The organism is Streptosporangium sandarakinum (assembly GCF_050942225.1).
Taxonomy (GTDB): Bacteria; Actinomycetota; Actinomycetes; order Streptosporangiales; family Streptosporangiaceae; genus Streptosporangium; species Streptosporangium nondiastaticum.
In genome coordinates this window covers 7799446-7814656 of the sequence record NZ_CP192034.1, presented here as the reverse complement: position 1 = coordinate 7814656, position 15211 = coordinate 7799446, and the positions used below count along the sequence as shown (strand labels likewise).

General features: G+C 72.0%; 14 protein-coding genes and 3 tRNA genes. 6 read left to right on the top strand and 11 right to left on the bottom strand.

All coding sequences use genetic code 11. The annotated features are described in order from the left end of the window. The first annotated feature begins 5 nt into the window (after positions 1-5). The 4 genes from ACQP10_RS35855 (at position 6) to lgt (ending at position 1440) form a co-directional block, all read left to right on the top strand. Positions 6-78, top strand: a tRNA-Glu gene (locus tag ACQP10_RS35855). Between the two features lie 106 nt (positions 79-184). Beyond that, a tRNA-Asp gene (locus ACQP10_RS35850) sits at positions 185-259 on the top strand. A gap of 27 nt (positions 260-286) precedes the next feature. Next, positions 287-363, top strand: a tRNA-Phe gene (locus ACQP10_RS35845). A 189-nt stretch (positions 364-552) separates the two neighbouring features. Further along, complete coding sequence (gene lgt, locus ACQP10_RS35840; protein ID WP_433540510.1) at positions 553-1440, top strand: prolipoprotein diacylglyceryl transferase; 888 nt, start codon at positions 553-555, stop codon at positions 1438-1440. A gap of 163 nt (positions 1441-1603) precedes the next feature. Here the strand turns inward: lgt and ACQP10_RS35835 are convergent, their stop codons facing one another. The 9 genes from ACQP10_RS35835 to ACQP10_RS35795 all read right to left on the bottom strand — a co-directional run bounded on the left by ACQP10_RS35835 (position 1604) and on the right by ACQP10_RS35795 (position 10122). Next, positions 1604-2470 carry a GNAT family N-acetyltransferase gene (locus tag ACQP10_RS35835; RefSeq protein WP_399501799.1) on the bottom strand — a complete coding sequence of 289 codons (867 nt, stop codon included), beginning with the start codon at positions 2468-2470 and terminating at the stop codon, positions 1604-1606. Between the two features lie 73 nt (positions 2471-2543). Next, positions 2544-3686 carry a serine hydrolase domain-containing protein gene (locus ACQP10_RS35830; RefSeq protein ID WP_433540509.1) on the bottom strand — a complete coding sequence of 381 codons (1143 nt, stop codon included), beginning with the start codon at positions 3684-3686 and terminating at the stop codon, positions 2544-2546. Between the two features lie 161 nt (positions 3687-3847). After that, complete coding sequence (locus ACQP10_RS35825; protein ID WP_346018588.1) at positions 3848-4492, bottom strand: response regulator transcription factor; 645 nt, start codon at positions 4490-4492, stop codon at positions 3848-3850. Continuing rightward, positions 4483-5568: a sensor histidine kinase gene (locus tag ACQP10_RS35820; protein ID WP_433540508.1), complete on the bottom strand. Its 1086-nt coding sequence runs from the start codon at positions 5566-5568 to the stop codon at positions 4483-4485. Before ACQP10_RS35820 ends, ACQP10_RS35825 begins: the two co-directional genes overlap by 10 nt. Further along, positions 5552-6169, bottom strand: coding sequence for a DedA family protein (locus ACQP10_RS35815; RefSeq protein WP_390003082.1), 618 nt, complete (start codon positions 6167-6169; stop codon positions 5552-5554). Before ACQP10_RS35815 ends, ACQP10_RS35820 begins: the two co-directional genes overlap by 17 nt. Before the next feature lie 152 nt (positions 6170-6321). Beyond that, the gene (locus tag ACQP10_RS35810) at positions 6322-7080 is read right to left on the bottom strand and encodes an iron ABC transporter ATP-binding protein (protein ID WP_189250038.1); all 759 of its coding nucleotides are present in this window, start codon (positions 7078-7080) and stop codon (positions 6322-6324) included. Next, positions 7077-8087, bottom strand: coding sequence for an iron chelate uptake ABC transporter family permease subunit (locus tag ACQP10_RS35805; protein ID WP_433540507.1), 1011 nt, complete (start codon positions 8085-8087; stop codon positions 7077-7079). The genes ACQP10_RS35810 and ACQP10_RS35805 overlap by 4 nt, the downstream gene beginning before the upstream one ends. A 68-nt stretch (positions 8088-8155) precedes the next feature. Then, positions 8156-9151: an ABC transporter permease gene (locus ACQP10_RS35800; protein WP_433540506.1), complete on the bottom strand. Its 996-nt coding sequence runs from the start codon at positions 9149-9151 to the stop codon at positions 8156-8158. Continuing rightward, complete coding sequence (locus ACQP10_RS35795) at positions 9148-10122, bottom strand: siderophore ABC transporter substrate-binding protein (RefSeq protein ID WP_399501803.1); 975 nt, start codon at positions 10120-10122, stop codon at positions 9148-9150. The genes ACQP10_RS35800 and ACQP10_RS35795 overlap by 4 nt, the downstream gene beginning before the upstream one ends. Positions 10123-10424: 302 nt before the next feature. On the opposite strand from ACQP10_RS35795, the gene ACQP10_RS35790 reads away from it, so the two are divergent. Together ACQP10_RS35790 and ACQP10_RS35785 are read left to right on the top strand one after the other, a co-directional pair. Beyond that, positions 10425-11579: a protein kinase domain-containing protein gene (locus ACQP10_RS35790; RefSeq protein WP_433540505.1), complete on the top strand. Its 1155-nt coding sequence runs from the start codon at positions 10425-10427 to the stop codon at positions 11577-11579. Beyond that, positions 11497-12429 carry a hypothetical protein gene (locus ACQP10_RS35785; protein WP_433540504.1) on the top strand — a complete coding sequence of 311 codons (933 nt, stop codon included), beginning with the start codon at positions 11497-11499 and terminating at the stop codon, positions 12427-12429. The genes ACQP10_RS35790 and ACQP10_RS35785 overlap by 83 nt, the downstream gene beginning before the upstream one ends. Before the next feature lie 234 nt (positions 12430-12663). Here the strand turns inward: ACQP10_RS35785 and ACQP10_RS35780 are convergent, their stop codons facing one another. Then, positions 12664-13635: a TIGR03557 family F420-dependent LLM class oxidoreductase gene (locus tag ACQP10_RS35780; RefSeq protein ID WP_390003094.1), complete on the bottom strand. Its 972-nt coding sequence runs from the start codon at positions 13633-13635 to the stop codon at positions 12664-12666. Between the two features lie 214 nt (positions 13636-13849). Then, positions 13850-15064, bottom strand: coding sequence for an amidohydrolase (locus tag ACQP10_RS35775; protein WP_399501806.1), 1215 nt, complete (start codon positions 15062-15064; stop codon positions 13850-13852). Between the last annotated feature and the right edge of the window lie 147 nt (positions 15065-15211).

The window sequence follows — 15211 nt, the reverse complement described above, 5'->3', positions numbered from 1 at the left end:
CCCGAGCCCCCATCGTCTAGTGGCCTAGGACACCGCCCTTTCAAGGCGGCGACACGGGTTCGAATCCCGTTGGGGGCACGGCCGAGCATAAGCTCACCGGGAAAACGGCAGGTCGAAGACCTCCGAAGAACTGGTAAGCTAGGCGGGCCGAGAAAAACGGAAACGAAAGTTTCCGACAAAGCAAGGTCCTGTAGAGCAGTTTGGAGTGCTCGCCACCCTGTCAAGGTGGAGGTCGCGGGTTCAAGTCCCGTCAGGACCGCTCTGGTAGGTGTCGCACCACCATCCAGGTCAGGTAGCTCAGTTGGTACGAGCGTCCGCCTGAAAAGCGGAAGGTCGGCAGTTCGACCCTGCCCCTGACCACCACATTTGAGCAGTAGAGAAGCCCCGGGCGATGACCGCTCGGGGCTTTTTCGTTGAACTTGCCGACAACGCTGACGATGCGGTCATCTCGCCGGGCATCAACGAGGAAGAGCCGCAGGGGGAGTCTCCGGCGCCCTTGCGATCAGGTCACGAAGGCGGTCAAGCGGTCTCAGGCTGAGTAGCCTCGCCGGCATGTCCCTTGCCTTGATTCCCAGCCCTTCCCAGGGGGTCTGGTATCTCGGATTCGTCCCGATCCGGGCGTACGCGTTGTGCTTCATCCTCGGGATCGGCTTCGGCATCTGGCTCAGCGAGCGCCGCTGGCGCGACCGCGGCGGCGAGAAGAGCGTGATCGGCGACATCGCGGTCCCCGGGGTGATCTTCGGCCTGATCGGTACGCGCCTGTACCACGTCATCACCGACTGGCAGACCTACTTCGGCCCGCGCGCGGTCAAGGAGCCCTACCGGGCGCTGTTCATCTGGGAAGGCGGTCTCAGTATCTGGGGCGCGGTCGCCCTGGGAGGCGTGGGCGTGTGGCTGGCCTGCCGGCGCCGGGGGCTGTCCCTGGGCGCCGTGGCCGACACGGTCGCGCCCGGCATCGCGTTCGGGCAGGCGATCGCCCGCTGGGGCAACTGGTTCAACCAGGAGCTGTACGGCGGTCCGACCACGTTGCCGTGGGGTCTGGAGATCGACCAGGCGCACGGCGGCGAGCCGGGCGTGCTCTACCACCCGACGTTCCTGTACGAGTCGCTGTGGGATGCGGCGCTCGGTTTCGGGCTGATCCTGGCCGGCAGGCGGTTCACGCTGCGCCACGGCCGCCTGTTCGCCCTCTACGTCGCCGGTTACACGTTGGGGCGGTTCTGGATCGAGGGGCTGCGGATCGACCCGGTGGGCGGAGTGGACCACGCGGTGACGCTCCTGGGGCTGCGGATCAACCAGTGGACCTCGATCGTGCTGTTCATCGGCGCGTTGGTCCATCTCTGGGTGACGCGTGACAAGGGCGAGGACGAGGACGAGGACACCGGACGGATCGTGGTGCCGGCCTCACGGGACGACGCCTCGCCCGGGGAGAACGGCCGGTGATCGCTCGGATCCGTTTCGATCTTCACGAAGCCGGGGCTGACGCTTCGCCCCCGGCCCGCCGCCGTTCGATCTTCGCGAAGCCGCGTCTGACGCTTCGCCCCCGGTCCGCCGCCGTTCTGCGGCGGGCCGGGGGCGTGATCAGACGGAGAGGCCGTGGGAGGCGTCAGGCGTCCCGGTGTTTGTCCCGGACCTCGGGGAGCCGCTGGAAGCCGCCTGACACGTAGGTGGCGACGGCGCCGACGTTGGAGCTCGGGGTGCAGACGACCGCGCTCGACGAGCCCAGCTCCCGGAGCGCGGCCGCCGCGGCGACGGTGATCGCCGTGCCGTAGCCGCGACCGCGATGTTCCCGGTGCACGCCCATCGGTTCGAGCAACCCGGGCTTACCCGGACCGGCCGACCACACCGTCACCGCCGCCACCGCGTCGCCCCGGTCGTCGTGGGCGACCAGACAGCGGGCGTCGGCGTACGGCGGTCCGGCCGCCATCGCGTGCCAGCGGTCGTCCGTGAACGTCGACACGCCGAACGACGCCCGCTGTACGGCGGTCCGCACGTGCACCCGCTCCGGCCCGACCACCTCGATCCGCACGCCCGGGTCCTCCACCGGTTCCGTGAGGTCGCGGCGCAGCGGTGTCCACGGCTCGTCGGCGTTCCAGCCGGCCTCGGACAGCAGGTCCTGGACCAGCGCGCGCATGGGCGCTTCGATGTCCGCCTTCCCCGCGCTCAGCACGCCGCGCTCCGGCTCGGTCACGTCCTCGACCAGCCGCCGCGCCAGCTCCTCGTCCCGCTGGGCGTCCGGCGCGAACGCCAGCCGTAACAGTCCGGGGCCGTCCAGCAGCCCGACGGCGAGAATCCGCCCGTCCCGGCTCCACGTCCGGACCGCCGCGGCCGTCGCCTCCGCGCCGAACCGCCAGAACCAGCCCAGGTCCCCCGGGTGCAGCTGTATCGGCGCCCCGTCGTGCTGCCACTCCCGCAGCACGTCCACGACCTCGCCCAGCCCGTCGACTTCCGGCTCACCCAACACGATCGTCATGGCCCCGATCACACTCCACCGCGCCGGCGGTCCGCACCTGGTTTTCGGCCTGCCGACGTCGTGGGCCGGAGCGTCAGGGACGCGATGACGGCGCCGTGGAGACGGCGGCCGGCGAGCTCGCCGAACCGGACGGCGACGGCGCGCCGCCGCCCTGGCCCGCCGATCCGCAGAACGTCCTGACGGCGATCCCCATGACCTCCTCCGTGGTCGGGTTGCGGGTCGAGGGGTTGATCGACAGGGTCATCGACGTGCCGGAGTCCGAGCGGAACGTGAACGTGAGGTAGCCGATCAGCTCGCCGCTGTGCCCCCACACCGTGCCGCACGGCAGCGGGTATGCCTGCAGCCCGAGCCCGTAGCCGAACCCGGCTCCCGTCTCGACGGTCGTGCGCATCGCCCGCAGGGACGCCTTGCTGATCAGCTTGCCGCCGAGCAGCGCGGACATGAACCGCTCCAGGTCCGCGGCGGTCGAGATCATCTCCCCGGCGGCCCAGTCCAGCGAGGGGTTCATCCGCGTCGCGTCCACCAGGCCGGGCAGCGGCTCGTACCCCTTGGCGTGCGGTGACGGCAGCCCTGCCCGGTCGCCCGGGATCACCGTGTGGCGCAGCCCGAGCGGGCGCAGGATGCGGCTGGTGACCTCCTCACCGTACGGGTGGCCGGTCAGCTTCTCCACCAGCAGTCCGAGCACCACGTAGTTGGTGTTGGAGTAGTGCCACTTCCCGTCGTCGGGGAGCTTCTTGGCGAAGGCCACCTTGAGCAGCTCGCGCGGCTGGTAGGAGCGGAACCGGGCGTCGCCGCGCCAGCGGTTGGTGGAGTATCCGGGCTCGCTCATGTAGTCGTACAGGTGGCTGGTGTGGTTGAGGAGTCGCCGGACGGTGATCCGCTCGCCGTCGGGCACCAGGCCGGGCAGGTACTCGTCGACGGGATCGTCGAGCCGCACCTTGCCCTCGTCCACGAGCTGGAGCACCACGGTCGCGACGAAGGTCTTGGTGACGCTGCCGATCCGGAAGTGGCCGCCGGGCGACGGCCGTCCTCCGCGCTCGATGTCGCGCACGCCCGCGGCGCCGGTCCAGGCGCGGTGGCCGTCGGAGACCCGCGCCAGGGCGGCCGTCGCCCCGCCGCCCGACACGATCCTCTCCAGGTCGGAGCGTACGTCCACGGCCTGGCCGCCCGTCGCCACAGCCGCCGCCACCAGCACGTTCATCATCGTCTGCATCATGTGCTCAACGCTATGGAGATCGACTTCGCGGCGGAATGCGGTGCGCCGCCCACCTCGGCTGCGGAAAACCACAGCCGAGGTGCGCCGCCCATCTCGGCTGCGGAAAACCACAGCCCCCATCGCGGCTGCGGAGAACCGCGTCCGTGGAGGGCCGGGGCCGCTCAGGTGCCGAGGTAGCGCAGTACGGCCAGCACGCGGCGGCTGTAGCCGGTGGTGTGCGACAGCGCGAGCTTGTCGAACAGGGCGTTGACGTGCTTCTCCACCGCGCTCTGCGACACGTGCAGGGTTTGGGCGATGGAGGCGTTGGTCAGGCCCTGGGCCATGAGCTCCAGCACCTGGCGTTCGCGGGCGGTGAGCCGGGCCAGCGGGTCGGCATGGCTGGTGCGGACCAGCAGCTGGCGCACCACCTCCGGGTCGAACGCCGTCCCGCCCGCGCCCACCCGCTCCAGCGCGTCCAGGAAGTCGCCGACCTGGGCCACCCGGTCCTTGAGCAGGTAGCCGACGCCGTCGATGCTGCCGCTCATCAGCTCGGTGGCGTACCTCTTCTCGACGTACTGCGACAGCACCAGCACCTTGACCTCCGGCCGGCGCCGCCGGATCTCCAACGCGGCGCGCAGGCCCTCGTCGGTGTGGGTGGGCGGCATCCGCACGTCGACCACCACCGCGTCGGGCCGCCCGCCGTCCACCGCCTCCAGGAGCGCGTCGGCGTCGCCCACCGCGGCCAGGACGTCGTGGCCTTCCTCCTTCAGCAGCCGCACCAGGCCCTCCCGCAGCAGGGCCGAGTCCTCGGCCAGCATCACCCGCACGGCAGCTCCGCTTCGATCACGGTCGGCCCGCCGGGCGGGCTGGTCACGGTGAACCGGCCGTCCAGCGCGGCCACCCGCCGCGCCAGTCCGGTCAACCCGCCGCCGGTGGCGTCTGCCCCGCCCATGCCGTCATCCTCCACTCGCACGATGACCATGGTGCCCTCCTGGCGTACTCCGATGGTGACCAGGGTGGCCCCGGAGTGCTTGGCGGCGTTCGTCACGGCCTCGCTGGCCACGAAGTAGGCGGCGGTCTCCACCGCCACCGGGGGCCGTTCCGGCAGGTCGCAGGTCACCGTGACCTTGACCGAGGCCCGCTCGGCCACCCCGGCCAGCGTCTCCGGCAGCCCGTGCGCGTCCAGCCCCGACGGGTACACCCGCCAGGCCACCTCGCGCAGCTCCACCAGGGTCTGCTGGGCCTGCTCGTGCAGCTGCTCCAGCAGCTCGGGGCGGCCCCGGCGGGCGCGCCCCGCGAGCATGGACAGCGCCACCAGCCGCTGCTGCACCCCGTCGTGGAGGTCACGCTCGATGCGCCGCCGTTCGGCGTCGACCGCCGCGACGACACCGGCGCGGCTCTCGGTCAGCTCGGTGATCCGCCGCCGGAGCGCCTCGGCCGGGTCGGGAGCGAGCAGCCGTACGGCCAGCCGCCGATCCAGTGAGTCCACCCCCACCAGGCCGGTCGCCTCCAGGAAGAGCAGGACGGAGCCCGACAGGAACATGTAGGCCAGCAGCGGCGGGGTGGGCAGCATGCCGTCGAACGCCTCCCCGCGGCTCCACGACCACACCAGCCCGGTCGCCACGTCGATGCCGAACACCAGCAGGAACACCACCAGGCCGCCCAGGACGCCCACGGGCACCCGGGCGGCCAGGAAGCGCCGCTCATCCCCCTCGCGCCGGTCGGGGAGGTCCAGGCGCAGTCGCCGCAGTTCCAGCCCGGTCAGCCACGCGGCCGCCGCGCGTACCGCGGGACGGTCGGCGAACGGCGCCGTCACCAGGACGAAGAGCAAACCCAGAAGGGCGGTGACCGCACCGGCGGTCACCGCCCCGACGAGCCGCAGCCCGCTAGCCGTCCAGCGCATGCCGTCCCTTGCGTCGCTCGCCCAGCCGCACGCCCACGAAGACCAGCACCGCCAGCGCCACCGCGGCGATGACCGCGTTGGTACCCAGGTCGACGTATGCCCGCACCAGCGACCAGTTCTCGCCGAGTGTCCAGCCGGCCAGCACGAAGACGGTGTTCCAGAGCAGGCTGCCGGCCGTGGTCAGGAGCGTGAAAACGCCCAGCGGCATGCGCTCCACCCCGGCGGGAACGGAGATCAGGCTGCGGAAGATCGGAATCATCCGGCCGAAGAACACCGTCTTGCGCCCGTGCCTGAGGAACCACGCCTCGGTCCTGGCGATGTCGGAGACCTTCAGCAGCGGGATCCGGGCGGCCAGGGCCAGCGTGCGCTCGCGGCCGAGCAGCGCGCCCACCTGGTACAGCGCCAGCGCCCCGATCACCGATCCGGCGGTGGTCCACAGCAGTACGGCGAGCAGGCCCATCTCTCCCCGGGAGGCGGTGAAACCGGCCAGCGGCAGGATCACCTCGCTGGGGAGGGGCGGGAAGAGGTTCTCCAGCGCGATCGCGATCCCGGCTCCCGGTGCGCCGAGCATCTCCATCAGGTGAATCAGCCATTCCGTCATGCGTCCGAGACTAGGAACGGTCAGGGTACGGCCACCATGAGGCACGTGGCCGTTCAGGGGTGTGGAAAACCACAGACGCCGTGGCTCTTCGCGACGGCAGGGGCGCGCCGGCAGGAGAACCGGGGCGTGCCGCCGGAGAGCCGGCCGCGCCGTCAGGAGAAGTAGACGCCGATGCGGTGGCCGCCGATCTCGTGGACGTCGATGTCGAGGTCGTACACCGCGTTGAGCACCTCCGGCGTCATCATCTCCGCGGTCGTCCCCTGCGCGACCACCGAACCGTCTTTCATGGCCACGATGGTGTCGGAGTGGCAGGAGGCGAAGTTGACGTCGTGCACGACCATGACCACGGTCTTGCCGTAGTCGTCGGCCATGCGCCGCAGCCGGCGCATCATCTGCACCGAGTGCCGCATGTCGAGGTTGTTCAGCGGCTCGTCGAGCAGGACGTAGTCGGTGTCCTGGCAGAGCACCATGGCCACGTGGGCGCGCTGCCGCTGGCCGCCCGACAGCTGGTCCAGGTGCCGGTCGGCGAGGTCGCCCAGCTCGAAGTAATCGATGGCCTCCTCGACGAGGTCCCGGTCGGCCGCGGTGAGGCGGCCGCCCGAGTGGGGGAAGCGGCCGAAGGCGACCAGTTCGCGCACGGTGAGCCGTACCGACAGGTGGTTGTCCTGCCGGAGTACGGCCAGGCGCCGGGCCAGCCGGTCACCGGGCGTGGTGGCGACGTCCATGCCGTCCACGGTGACGGTGCCGCCGTCGGCGGGGACGAGCCGGCTGACGACGGACAGCAGCGTCGACTTGCCCGCGCCGTTGGCGCCGATGACGGAGGTCACGCCGCCCGGGGCGATGGTCAGCGACACCCCGTCCAGGACGACGGTCTCGCCGTACCGTTTGGTGACGTCCTTGATCTCGATCACCGTCGTGACTCCCGGATGAGCAGGGCGATGAAGTAGACACCGCCGGCGAAGTTGATGATCACGCTGAGCGCGGTGTCCATGGTGAACACCCGCTCCAGCACCAGTTGCCCGCCGACCAGCACGGTCACCGCGAGCAGCGCGGCGGCGGGCAGTACGGTGCCGTGGCGGAACGTGCCGGTCAGCTGCCTGGCGAGGCTGGCGACCAGCAGGCCGAGGAAGGTGACGGGACCCACCAGCGCCGTGGACACCGACACCAGCACCGCGGCGACGACCAGGACCCGGTTGACCACCCGGGCGTGGTGCACGCCCAGGTTGAGCGCGTGGTCGCGGCCGAGGGCGACGACGTCGAGCCGGGGAGCGAGTCTCGCGGTCCACACCGCCGCCGCGGCGACGAGCAGCGCGGAGAGGGCGAGCAGGTCCGGGTCGACCTGGTTGAAGCTGGCGAACAGGCTGTCCTGCAGCACCACGAAGTCGTTCGGGTTGATCAGCCGGGAGGCGAGTGAGGACAGGCTGCCGAACAGGGTGCCGAAGACGACGCCGGCGAGGACCAGGACGTACAGGTCGCGCCCGCCGCGGCCGAACAGCAGGCGGTACAGGGCGCCGGCGAACAGCACCATCGCCGCGACCTGACCGGCGAACAGCAGCCGGGGGTCGGCCGAGCTGAGCGCCAGCGCGCCGAACAGGAACACGACCAGCGTCTGGACCAGGACGAAGAGCTGGTCGAAGCCCATGACGCCGGGCGTGAGGACGCGGTTGCCCGTCACGGTCTGGAACAGGACGCTGGAGCAGGCCACCGCGGTTCCCACCACGATCATCGTCGCGATCTTCCGGGTTCTGAGGCCCAGGGCGTACTCCCAGTTGCCGGTGAGCCCGATCAGGCAGAATCCCGCGACCGCGGCGACGGCGAGCAGCGCGAGGACGGCGAGCACGCGGCGTTCGCGGCGGCGCGCGGCCGCCTGCGCGGGGGAGAGCCCTCTCGGGGCCGCCGGCGGTGAGGTCCGTGCCACGGCGGGGGAGGCCGGGGAGGCCGGGGACGGAGCCGGAGACACCGGGGCCGGGGACGGGGGTGAGGGCGTCATCGCAGCCCCATCCGCCTGCCGCCGCGCAGCAGCAGCGCCAGGAACAGGACGCTGCCGACGACGCCGACGACGGTGGAGACCGGGATCTCGTAGGGGAACCTGACGAGCCGGCCGGCGACGTCGCACAGCAGCACGAGCAGCGCTCCGGCGAGCGCGGTCGCGGGCAGCGCGTGGCGCAGGTTGTCGCCGAGCGCCAGGGTCACGAGGTTGGGCACGACGAGGCTGACGAACGGGATCTGCCCGACGGTGACCACGACGACGGCGGTGATGACCGCGGCGAGCACGAGGCCGGTGTTGACCACCCTGTCGTAGCGCACGCCGAGGTTGACGGCGAAGCCGCGGCCCATGCCGGCGACGGTGAACCGGTCGGCGTACAGGTAGCCGAGCGCGGTCACCGCGCCGGCGACCCACAGCAGCTCGTACCGGCCGCGCAGCACGCCGGAGAAGTCGCCCGCCGTCCACGCGCCGAGGCTCTGCAGCAGGTCGGCCCGGTAGGCGAAGAACGTGGTGGCGGCACCGATGACCCCGCCGAACATGATGCCGACGAGCGGCACGAGGATCATGTCGCGGAAGGTCAGCCGGCGCAGGATCCACACGAAGAAGAACGTCCCGAGCAGCGCGCACCCGACGGCCATGGCCATCTTGACGAGAACGGCCTCGCCGCCGGCGAACAGCGTGGCCAGCAGCACGCCGAAGGCGGCCGACTCACCGGTGCCGGTGGTGGACGGCGAGACGAAGCGGTTGCCGGTGATGTGCATCATCACCAGGCCGGCCACGCTCGTCGCGGTGCCGGCGAGCAGTACGGCGAGCAGCCGCGGCAGCCGGGACTCCATCAGGAGGCGCACGTCCCCGGGCCGTCCGCCGAATAGGCCGACCGGGGTGAGGTCGCCGACGCCGACGAGGAGGGACCCGGCGGCCAGGACGGCGAGCAGCACCGCCCCGGCCACCAGGTGCCACGCGCGCAGCCGCCCGGGTGACGGGTGGCGGTTCACGACAGGCTGTCGCCGACGGCCTTGATCATCGCCTCGACCGAGCTGAGCGCGGTGGGGGCGACGTACCAGGTGAAGGAGTCGAGATAGACGATCTTCCCGTTCTTGGCGGCCTTGGTCCCGTTGACCAGCTCGTTGTCCAGCACCTGCTTGGCGGCGGCGCCGTCCTGGCCGATGGCGGAGTCGCGGTCGACGACGTACAGCAGGTCGGGGTCGGCCTTGGCGATGAACTCGGCCGAGACGGCGTTGCCGTGGACGTCGGTGGACAGACCGCCGGCGGCGGGCTTCACGCCGAGGGCGTCGTGGACGAGGCCGAACCTGGAGCCGGGGCCGTAGGCGCTGATCTTTCCGCCGGTGGTGAGCACGACCAGGCCGGTACGGTCGCCCGCCGCGGCCTTCACCCGGGTGACGGAGGCGTCGATGGCGTCGAGGCGTCGCGCGACCTCCGCCTGCTTGCCGAAGATCGTGCCGAGGGCCTCGGCGCGCTGGCGGAGGCTGGTCAGGAAGTGGGCGTTGTCCACCGTCAGGTCCACGGTGGGGGCGATCTCGGCGAGCTTGGGGTAGGCGGCCGAGGAACGTCCGGCCACCACGATCAGGTCCGGCTCCAGCGCGTTGACCTTCTCGTAGTCGGGCTCGAACAGCGATCCGACCTTGGGGTAGGCGTCGGTGGCGTACTCGGCCAGGCCGTCCGGCAGGTTCTCCACGACCGGCACCCCGCTCACCCGGACGCCGAGCTCGTCGAGGGTGGCCAGCACGCCGACGTCGAAGACCACCACCTTCTTCGGGGAGGCCGGGACCTTGGCCGTTCCCCTGGCGTGCGTCACGGTCACATCGCCAGCGCCTCCGGTGCCTCCGGTGCTTCCGGCCGCGGCCGAGGCGCTCGTCCCGGTGGTTCCCCCGCACGCGGCGAGCGTGAGCAGGAGGGGCAGGAAGAGCGCGCCGAACAGGCGGCCCCGAATGGGACGGCGATGCATGAAAACCTCCAAAAGCTATCTAAACTTTGGTTAGCCTAACCTAAGAAAAATGTACGCAGAGCGCACCCCTCGCATCAGGGCGTCAGTGGAGGTGATCTCCCGTGAAGGAGGGGACGGGGACGGAGCCGATCACCGCGTCAGGCCGGCGGTCACCGCACCCGTGGTCCGGCGACGTCCGGCGGGCGTTCCGTGCTGGCCCGCGGCGGCGTTCCGGGCCGTACGGCCTCACCGAAGGCTTTCCCAGAATCGGATCTTCCTCACTATTGTGATCTCCATCCGGTCGAGTGAGGGGAGGGCGGGCGATGGCGGCGGACGGGTCCGGGGCGTCCCTGGGCAGCCGGTACGTGCTCCTGGACGAGATCGGCGCCGGCGGGATGGGAAGCGTCTGGCGGGCGCGGCACCGGGACACCGGTGAGATCGTCGCGGTGAAGCTGCTGCGCGACGGCCTCGCCGGCGACGAGGACCTGGTCCTGCGGTTCGTGCAGGAACGCAACGTGATGCGAAGCCTGCGCCACCCCAACATCGTCACGCTGCGCGACTTCGTCATCGAGGGCGAGCGGCTCGCCCTGGTGATGGACCTCGTCGAGGGCGGGGACCTCCGCGCCCTGCTCCGGCGGCGCGGCACGCTGCCCCCGGCGGAGGCGGCCGGGCTGATGGCCCAGGTCGCCGAGGCGCTGGCGGCGGCGCACGCGCTGGGCATCGTGCACCGCGACGTCAAGCCGGGGAACGTCCTGCTCGACGGGGCCACCGGGCGGACGCGGCTGACGGACTTCGGTGTGGCCCGCATCGTCCACGGCCCCGGGCTCACGCAGACCACCTCGATCATCGGCACGCCCTCCTACCTGTCGCCCGAGGTGGCAGACGGCGGGGCCGCCACCCCGGCGGTGGACGTGTACGCCGCCGGGCTGATCCTGTACGAGCTGCTCGCCGGCCGCCCGCCGTTCGTCGGCGAGCACCCGATGGCCCTGCTCCGGCTGCACGCGACGGCCGCGCCCCGGAGACTTCCCGGGATGCCGGACCCGCTGTGGCGGATCATCTCGGACTGCGCCGCGAAGGACCCGGCGGGACGTCCGCACGCGGGGGAGGTGGCCGCGGCGCTGCGCGGGGCCGCTCCGTCGCTGGCCGGGCTGCCCGCCCTGCCCCCGGTGGCCAGGGAGGACGCCCCGGCCGTCACCTCCGAGCCCCTTCCCGCGCCCGCCGGTCGTCCGGATCCGGCCGTCCAGGGGACGCCTCCCGCGTGGCACGTCGCCGGCCCGGGTCCATCCGCCCACGGGATGTCCGCCTCGCCGCACGTCACCGGTCAGGGTCCGGCCGCGCGCGGCGCCGCGGCTCCCCGGGAACGCGGTACGCCCGGGGCCGGATGCCGACGGGGCCGTGTCCCCTCCGGCGGACGGCGCCCACCCGGGCGCCCGGGAGACCGCGGCGCCCGGGGCGGGCCCGATCGCCTCCGGAGGTGAGGGAGCCGGGACGCCGGCGCGGCGCGGGCCGTTCCGGAGGCCGACCGTCCTCGCGGCCGTCGGCGCGGCGCTGGCGCTCACCGCCGCGGCGGTGGTCTTCGCGGCGCCGTGGCGGACCTTGGACGCCGAGGCGGCGGGGGACGGGGTCGTCGCGGAGGCGGAATCGACCGGCGGACCGGTCGACGGCACGGTGACCGCCACCCTGGAGGGCTCGAAGGAGAAGTCGCCCGGCCCCTCGCCGAAGGACCCCAAGGACCCGAAGGGCTCGAAGGACCCGCAGGGCTCGAAGGACCCGGAGGAACGGCCGGCGCGAAGCCGTACCACGGAGACGGCCGCTCCCACGCGGCCCGCGAGGCCGAGCCCGGAGAAAACCGCCGCGCGCCGTACCCCGAGTCCGGAGCCCCACACCGCAGAGCCGGAGCGGTCGAAGAGCGCGACCGAGCCGGAACCGGCCGGCAAGCGTACGGCGGAGCCCCCGCGTCAGGTCACGGAGCCGGCCTGGCGCTGCCGCCAGTGGATCGCCACCGGCGCGGGCACCGGCACGGAGATGTCGCCCTGCATCGCCATGGTGGGCGACGTCTTCCACCTCATGGGACGGATCAGGGGATCGAGTTCGGTCCGCTCGGACGTCCACGTCCAGCTGTACGACACCGACAACGACGGCAACATCTCCCGGCCCTTCATCTGCGCGGGCGTCGCCCCGCCGGGCGACGGCGCGATCGCCACGTGCGGGCCGTTCACCGTGACGGTCCCGCGCATCGGCACCAAGCACGACGTCCGCCAACGGTGGAGGCGGGCGGGTACGGCCTCCTACAGCGGCGGCGTGGAGAGCCCCTGGATCCTGTGGTGATCCGAGGGGAGCCCTCGCCGGTGCCGCGTCTCGCCGGGACGCCGCGCGCCGCTGGGCGGAGCCCCACGCTCCGGGTCCGGGAGCGGACCGGTGCGGCGGGGCCGGGCGCGCGGGTCGGTGCGAGGGGGTCAGGGCGCGGGGCCGGGCGCGCGGGTCGGTGCGAGGGGGTCAGGGCGCGGGGCCGGGCGCGCGGGTCGGTGCGAGGGGGTCAGGGCGCGGGGCCGGGCGCGCGGGTCAGTGTGACGGGGTCAAGGCGCGGAGCCGTTCGTCCAGTTCGTTCCGGTAGAAGTCGATGAAGCCGTCGGGGTCGGGCCCGGCGTTCTGCATCACCAGGTGGTCGAAGCCGGCGTCGACGAACCCCTGCGCCTTCTCGACGTACCGCGCCGGGTCCGGCCCGCAGGCGAACTGCGCGCGGATGTCGTCCTCGCGGACGGTGGCGCTCGCGGCCTCGAAGTTGACCGGGTTGGGCAGTTCGCTCATGACCTTCCAGCCGGTCACCGCCCACCGGGACGTCTCCAGGGCGGCCCGTACCGCATCCCCCTCGTCCGACGCCCACGCCACCGGAACCTCGGCGTAGCGGGGACCGTCGCCGCCGGCCTCGCGGTAGTGCCGGACGAGGTCGGGCTTGTCCTCGGTGGCGAACAGCCCGTCCCCCAGCTCGGCGGCGATCCGGGAGGCGTGCGGGCCGCCGGACGCCACGATGATCAGTGGAGCCTCATCGGGCAGATCGAACACCCGGGCGTCCTCCAGCCGGAGGTACTCGCCCTCGTAGGACCGGTACCCGCCCTGCCACAGCAGCCGGATGATCTCCAGCGCCTCGCGGAGCATCTCGTGGCGCACCTGCACGGTGTCGGGGAACCCGAGGCCGACGACGTGCTCGTTGAGCCGTTCCCCGGACCCGATGCCCAGGGTGAAGCGCCCGCCGGACACCAGGGCCGTCGTCGCGGCGGCCTGGGCGATGATCGCCGGGTGGTAGCGGATGCTCGGGCAGGTCACGCCGGTCGCCAGCCCGATGCGCTCGGTCTTCGCCGCGATGGCGCCCAGCACCGTCCAGGTGAACGACGAGTGCCCCTGGACGTCCAGCCAGGGGTGGAAGTGATCGCTCATCTCCACGAAGTCGAACCCGGCGTCCTCGGCGCGTACGGCCTGCCGGATGAGGTCGTTCGGGCCGAACGCCTCGGACGCGAGCTTGTAACCGATCTTCATTGATGCCCCCACCCCGGGGCTCGCCCGCGTCCGGCGGAGAGGCGGAGAGCTTGCGAGCCGGCTGTTGCCTGATCCTGTTTTCGCAGGTTAAGCGGTGGAAAACGGCGAAGCGCGGTTCTCTGGCGGTGTGTCGCGCCGGTGTCCTCCTCCCGGCAGGCGGGCCGGACGAGACACGGGAGTTCCGGCTCGGGCCGGAACTCCCGTGACGCGCGGGTCAGGACTCCCGGTAGTAGGGGTCGGCCACCTCGCCCTCGCCCTGCTCCGCCGAGAAGGAGTAGACCTCGCGGCCCTGGACGAACACCCGCAGTGCGCGGCTCATGACGTCGAGCGGGTCACCCGACCAGATGACCACGTCGCCGTCCAGCCCCGGCCGGAGCGAACCGACCCGGTCGTCCAGGCCCATGATCCGCGCCGGGTTCACCGTGATCGAGCGCAGCGCGGCCTCGCGGTCCAGGCCCTCCTTGACCGCCAGCGTCGCCTGGTGCACGAGGAAGTGGATCGGCACCACCGGGTGGTCGGTGGTGATCGCCAGCTCGACGCCGGCCCTGGCCAGGATGCCGGGGTTGCGCAGCGACCGCTGCCGCAGCTCCACCTTCGACCTGCTGGTGAACAGCGGGCCGATGATCACCGGCACCTCCCGCTCCGCGATCAGGTCGGCGAGCAGGTGCCCCTCGGTGCCGTGGTTGAGGATCACGCGGTAGCCGAACTCGTCGGCCAGCCGCAGGGCGGTGGCGATGTCGTCGGCCCGGTGGGTGTGCTGACACCACGGCAGTTCGCCGTCGAGCACCCGGACGAGGACCTCCAGCGTGCCGTCCCGGTCGAACGGCTTGTCCTCGGCCGCGGCGTGCTCCCGCCTGGCCCGGTAGTCCTGCGCCCTGGTGAACGCGTCACGGATGACCGCGGCCACGCCCTGCCGGGTGGAGGGCAGCTTCTTCTGGTCGCCGTAGACGCGCTTGGGGTTCTCGCCGAGGGCGCTCTTCACGCTCACCGGCTGGCGGACGAGCATCTCGTCGACCGTACGGCCCCAGCACTTGACCGCGACCGTCTGCCCGCCAATGGGGTTGCCGGAGCCGGGCTTGACGACGGCGGTGGTGACGCCGCCGGACAGGGCGTCGGCGAAGCCCAGGTCGGCCGGGTTGATCGCGTCGAGGGCGCGCATCCGGGCGCCGACGGGGTCGGTCATCTCGTTGGTGTCCTGGCCGGCCCAGCCCTCGGCCTCCTCATGGACGCCGAGGTGGGCGTGCGCCTCGACGAAGCCGGGCAGCACCCACGAGCCGCCCGCGTCGACGGTCGTGACGCCCTCGGGAACGGCGACCTCGGCCGCGGGCCCGACCGCCGTGATCTTGCCATCTTGGATCAGTACGGTTCCGCCGTCGATCGGCTCACCGTCAACAGGTACGACATATCCACCGGTAATGGCGACGTTCATGCTTGGCAAACTATCGGTATCCGGTTATATGTCCGCAAGCCCGCCATATGTCCCGTACGGCTGGCCGGGAGGCGGGTCGCCCGCCGCCGGATCCGGACGTTCTCCGCCGCGAACTTCGTAGTCGCGGGCTTCGTAATTGCGGAAAGA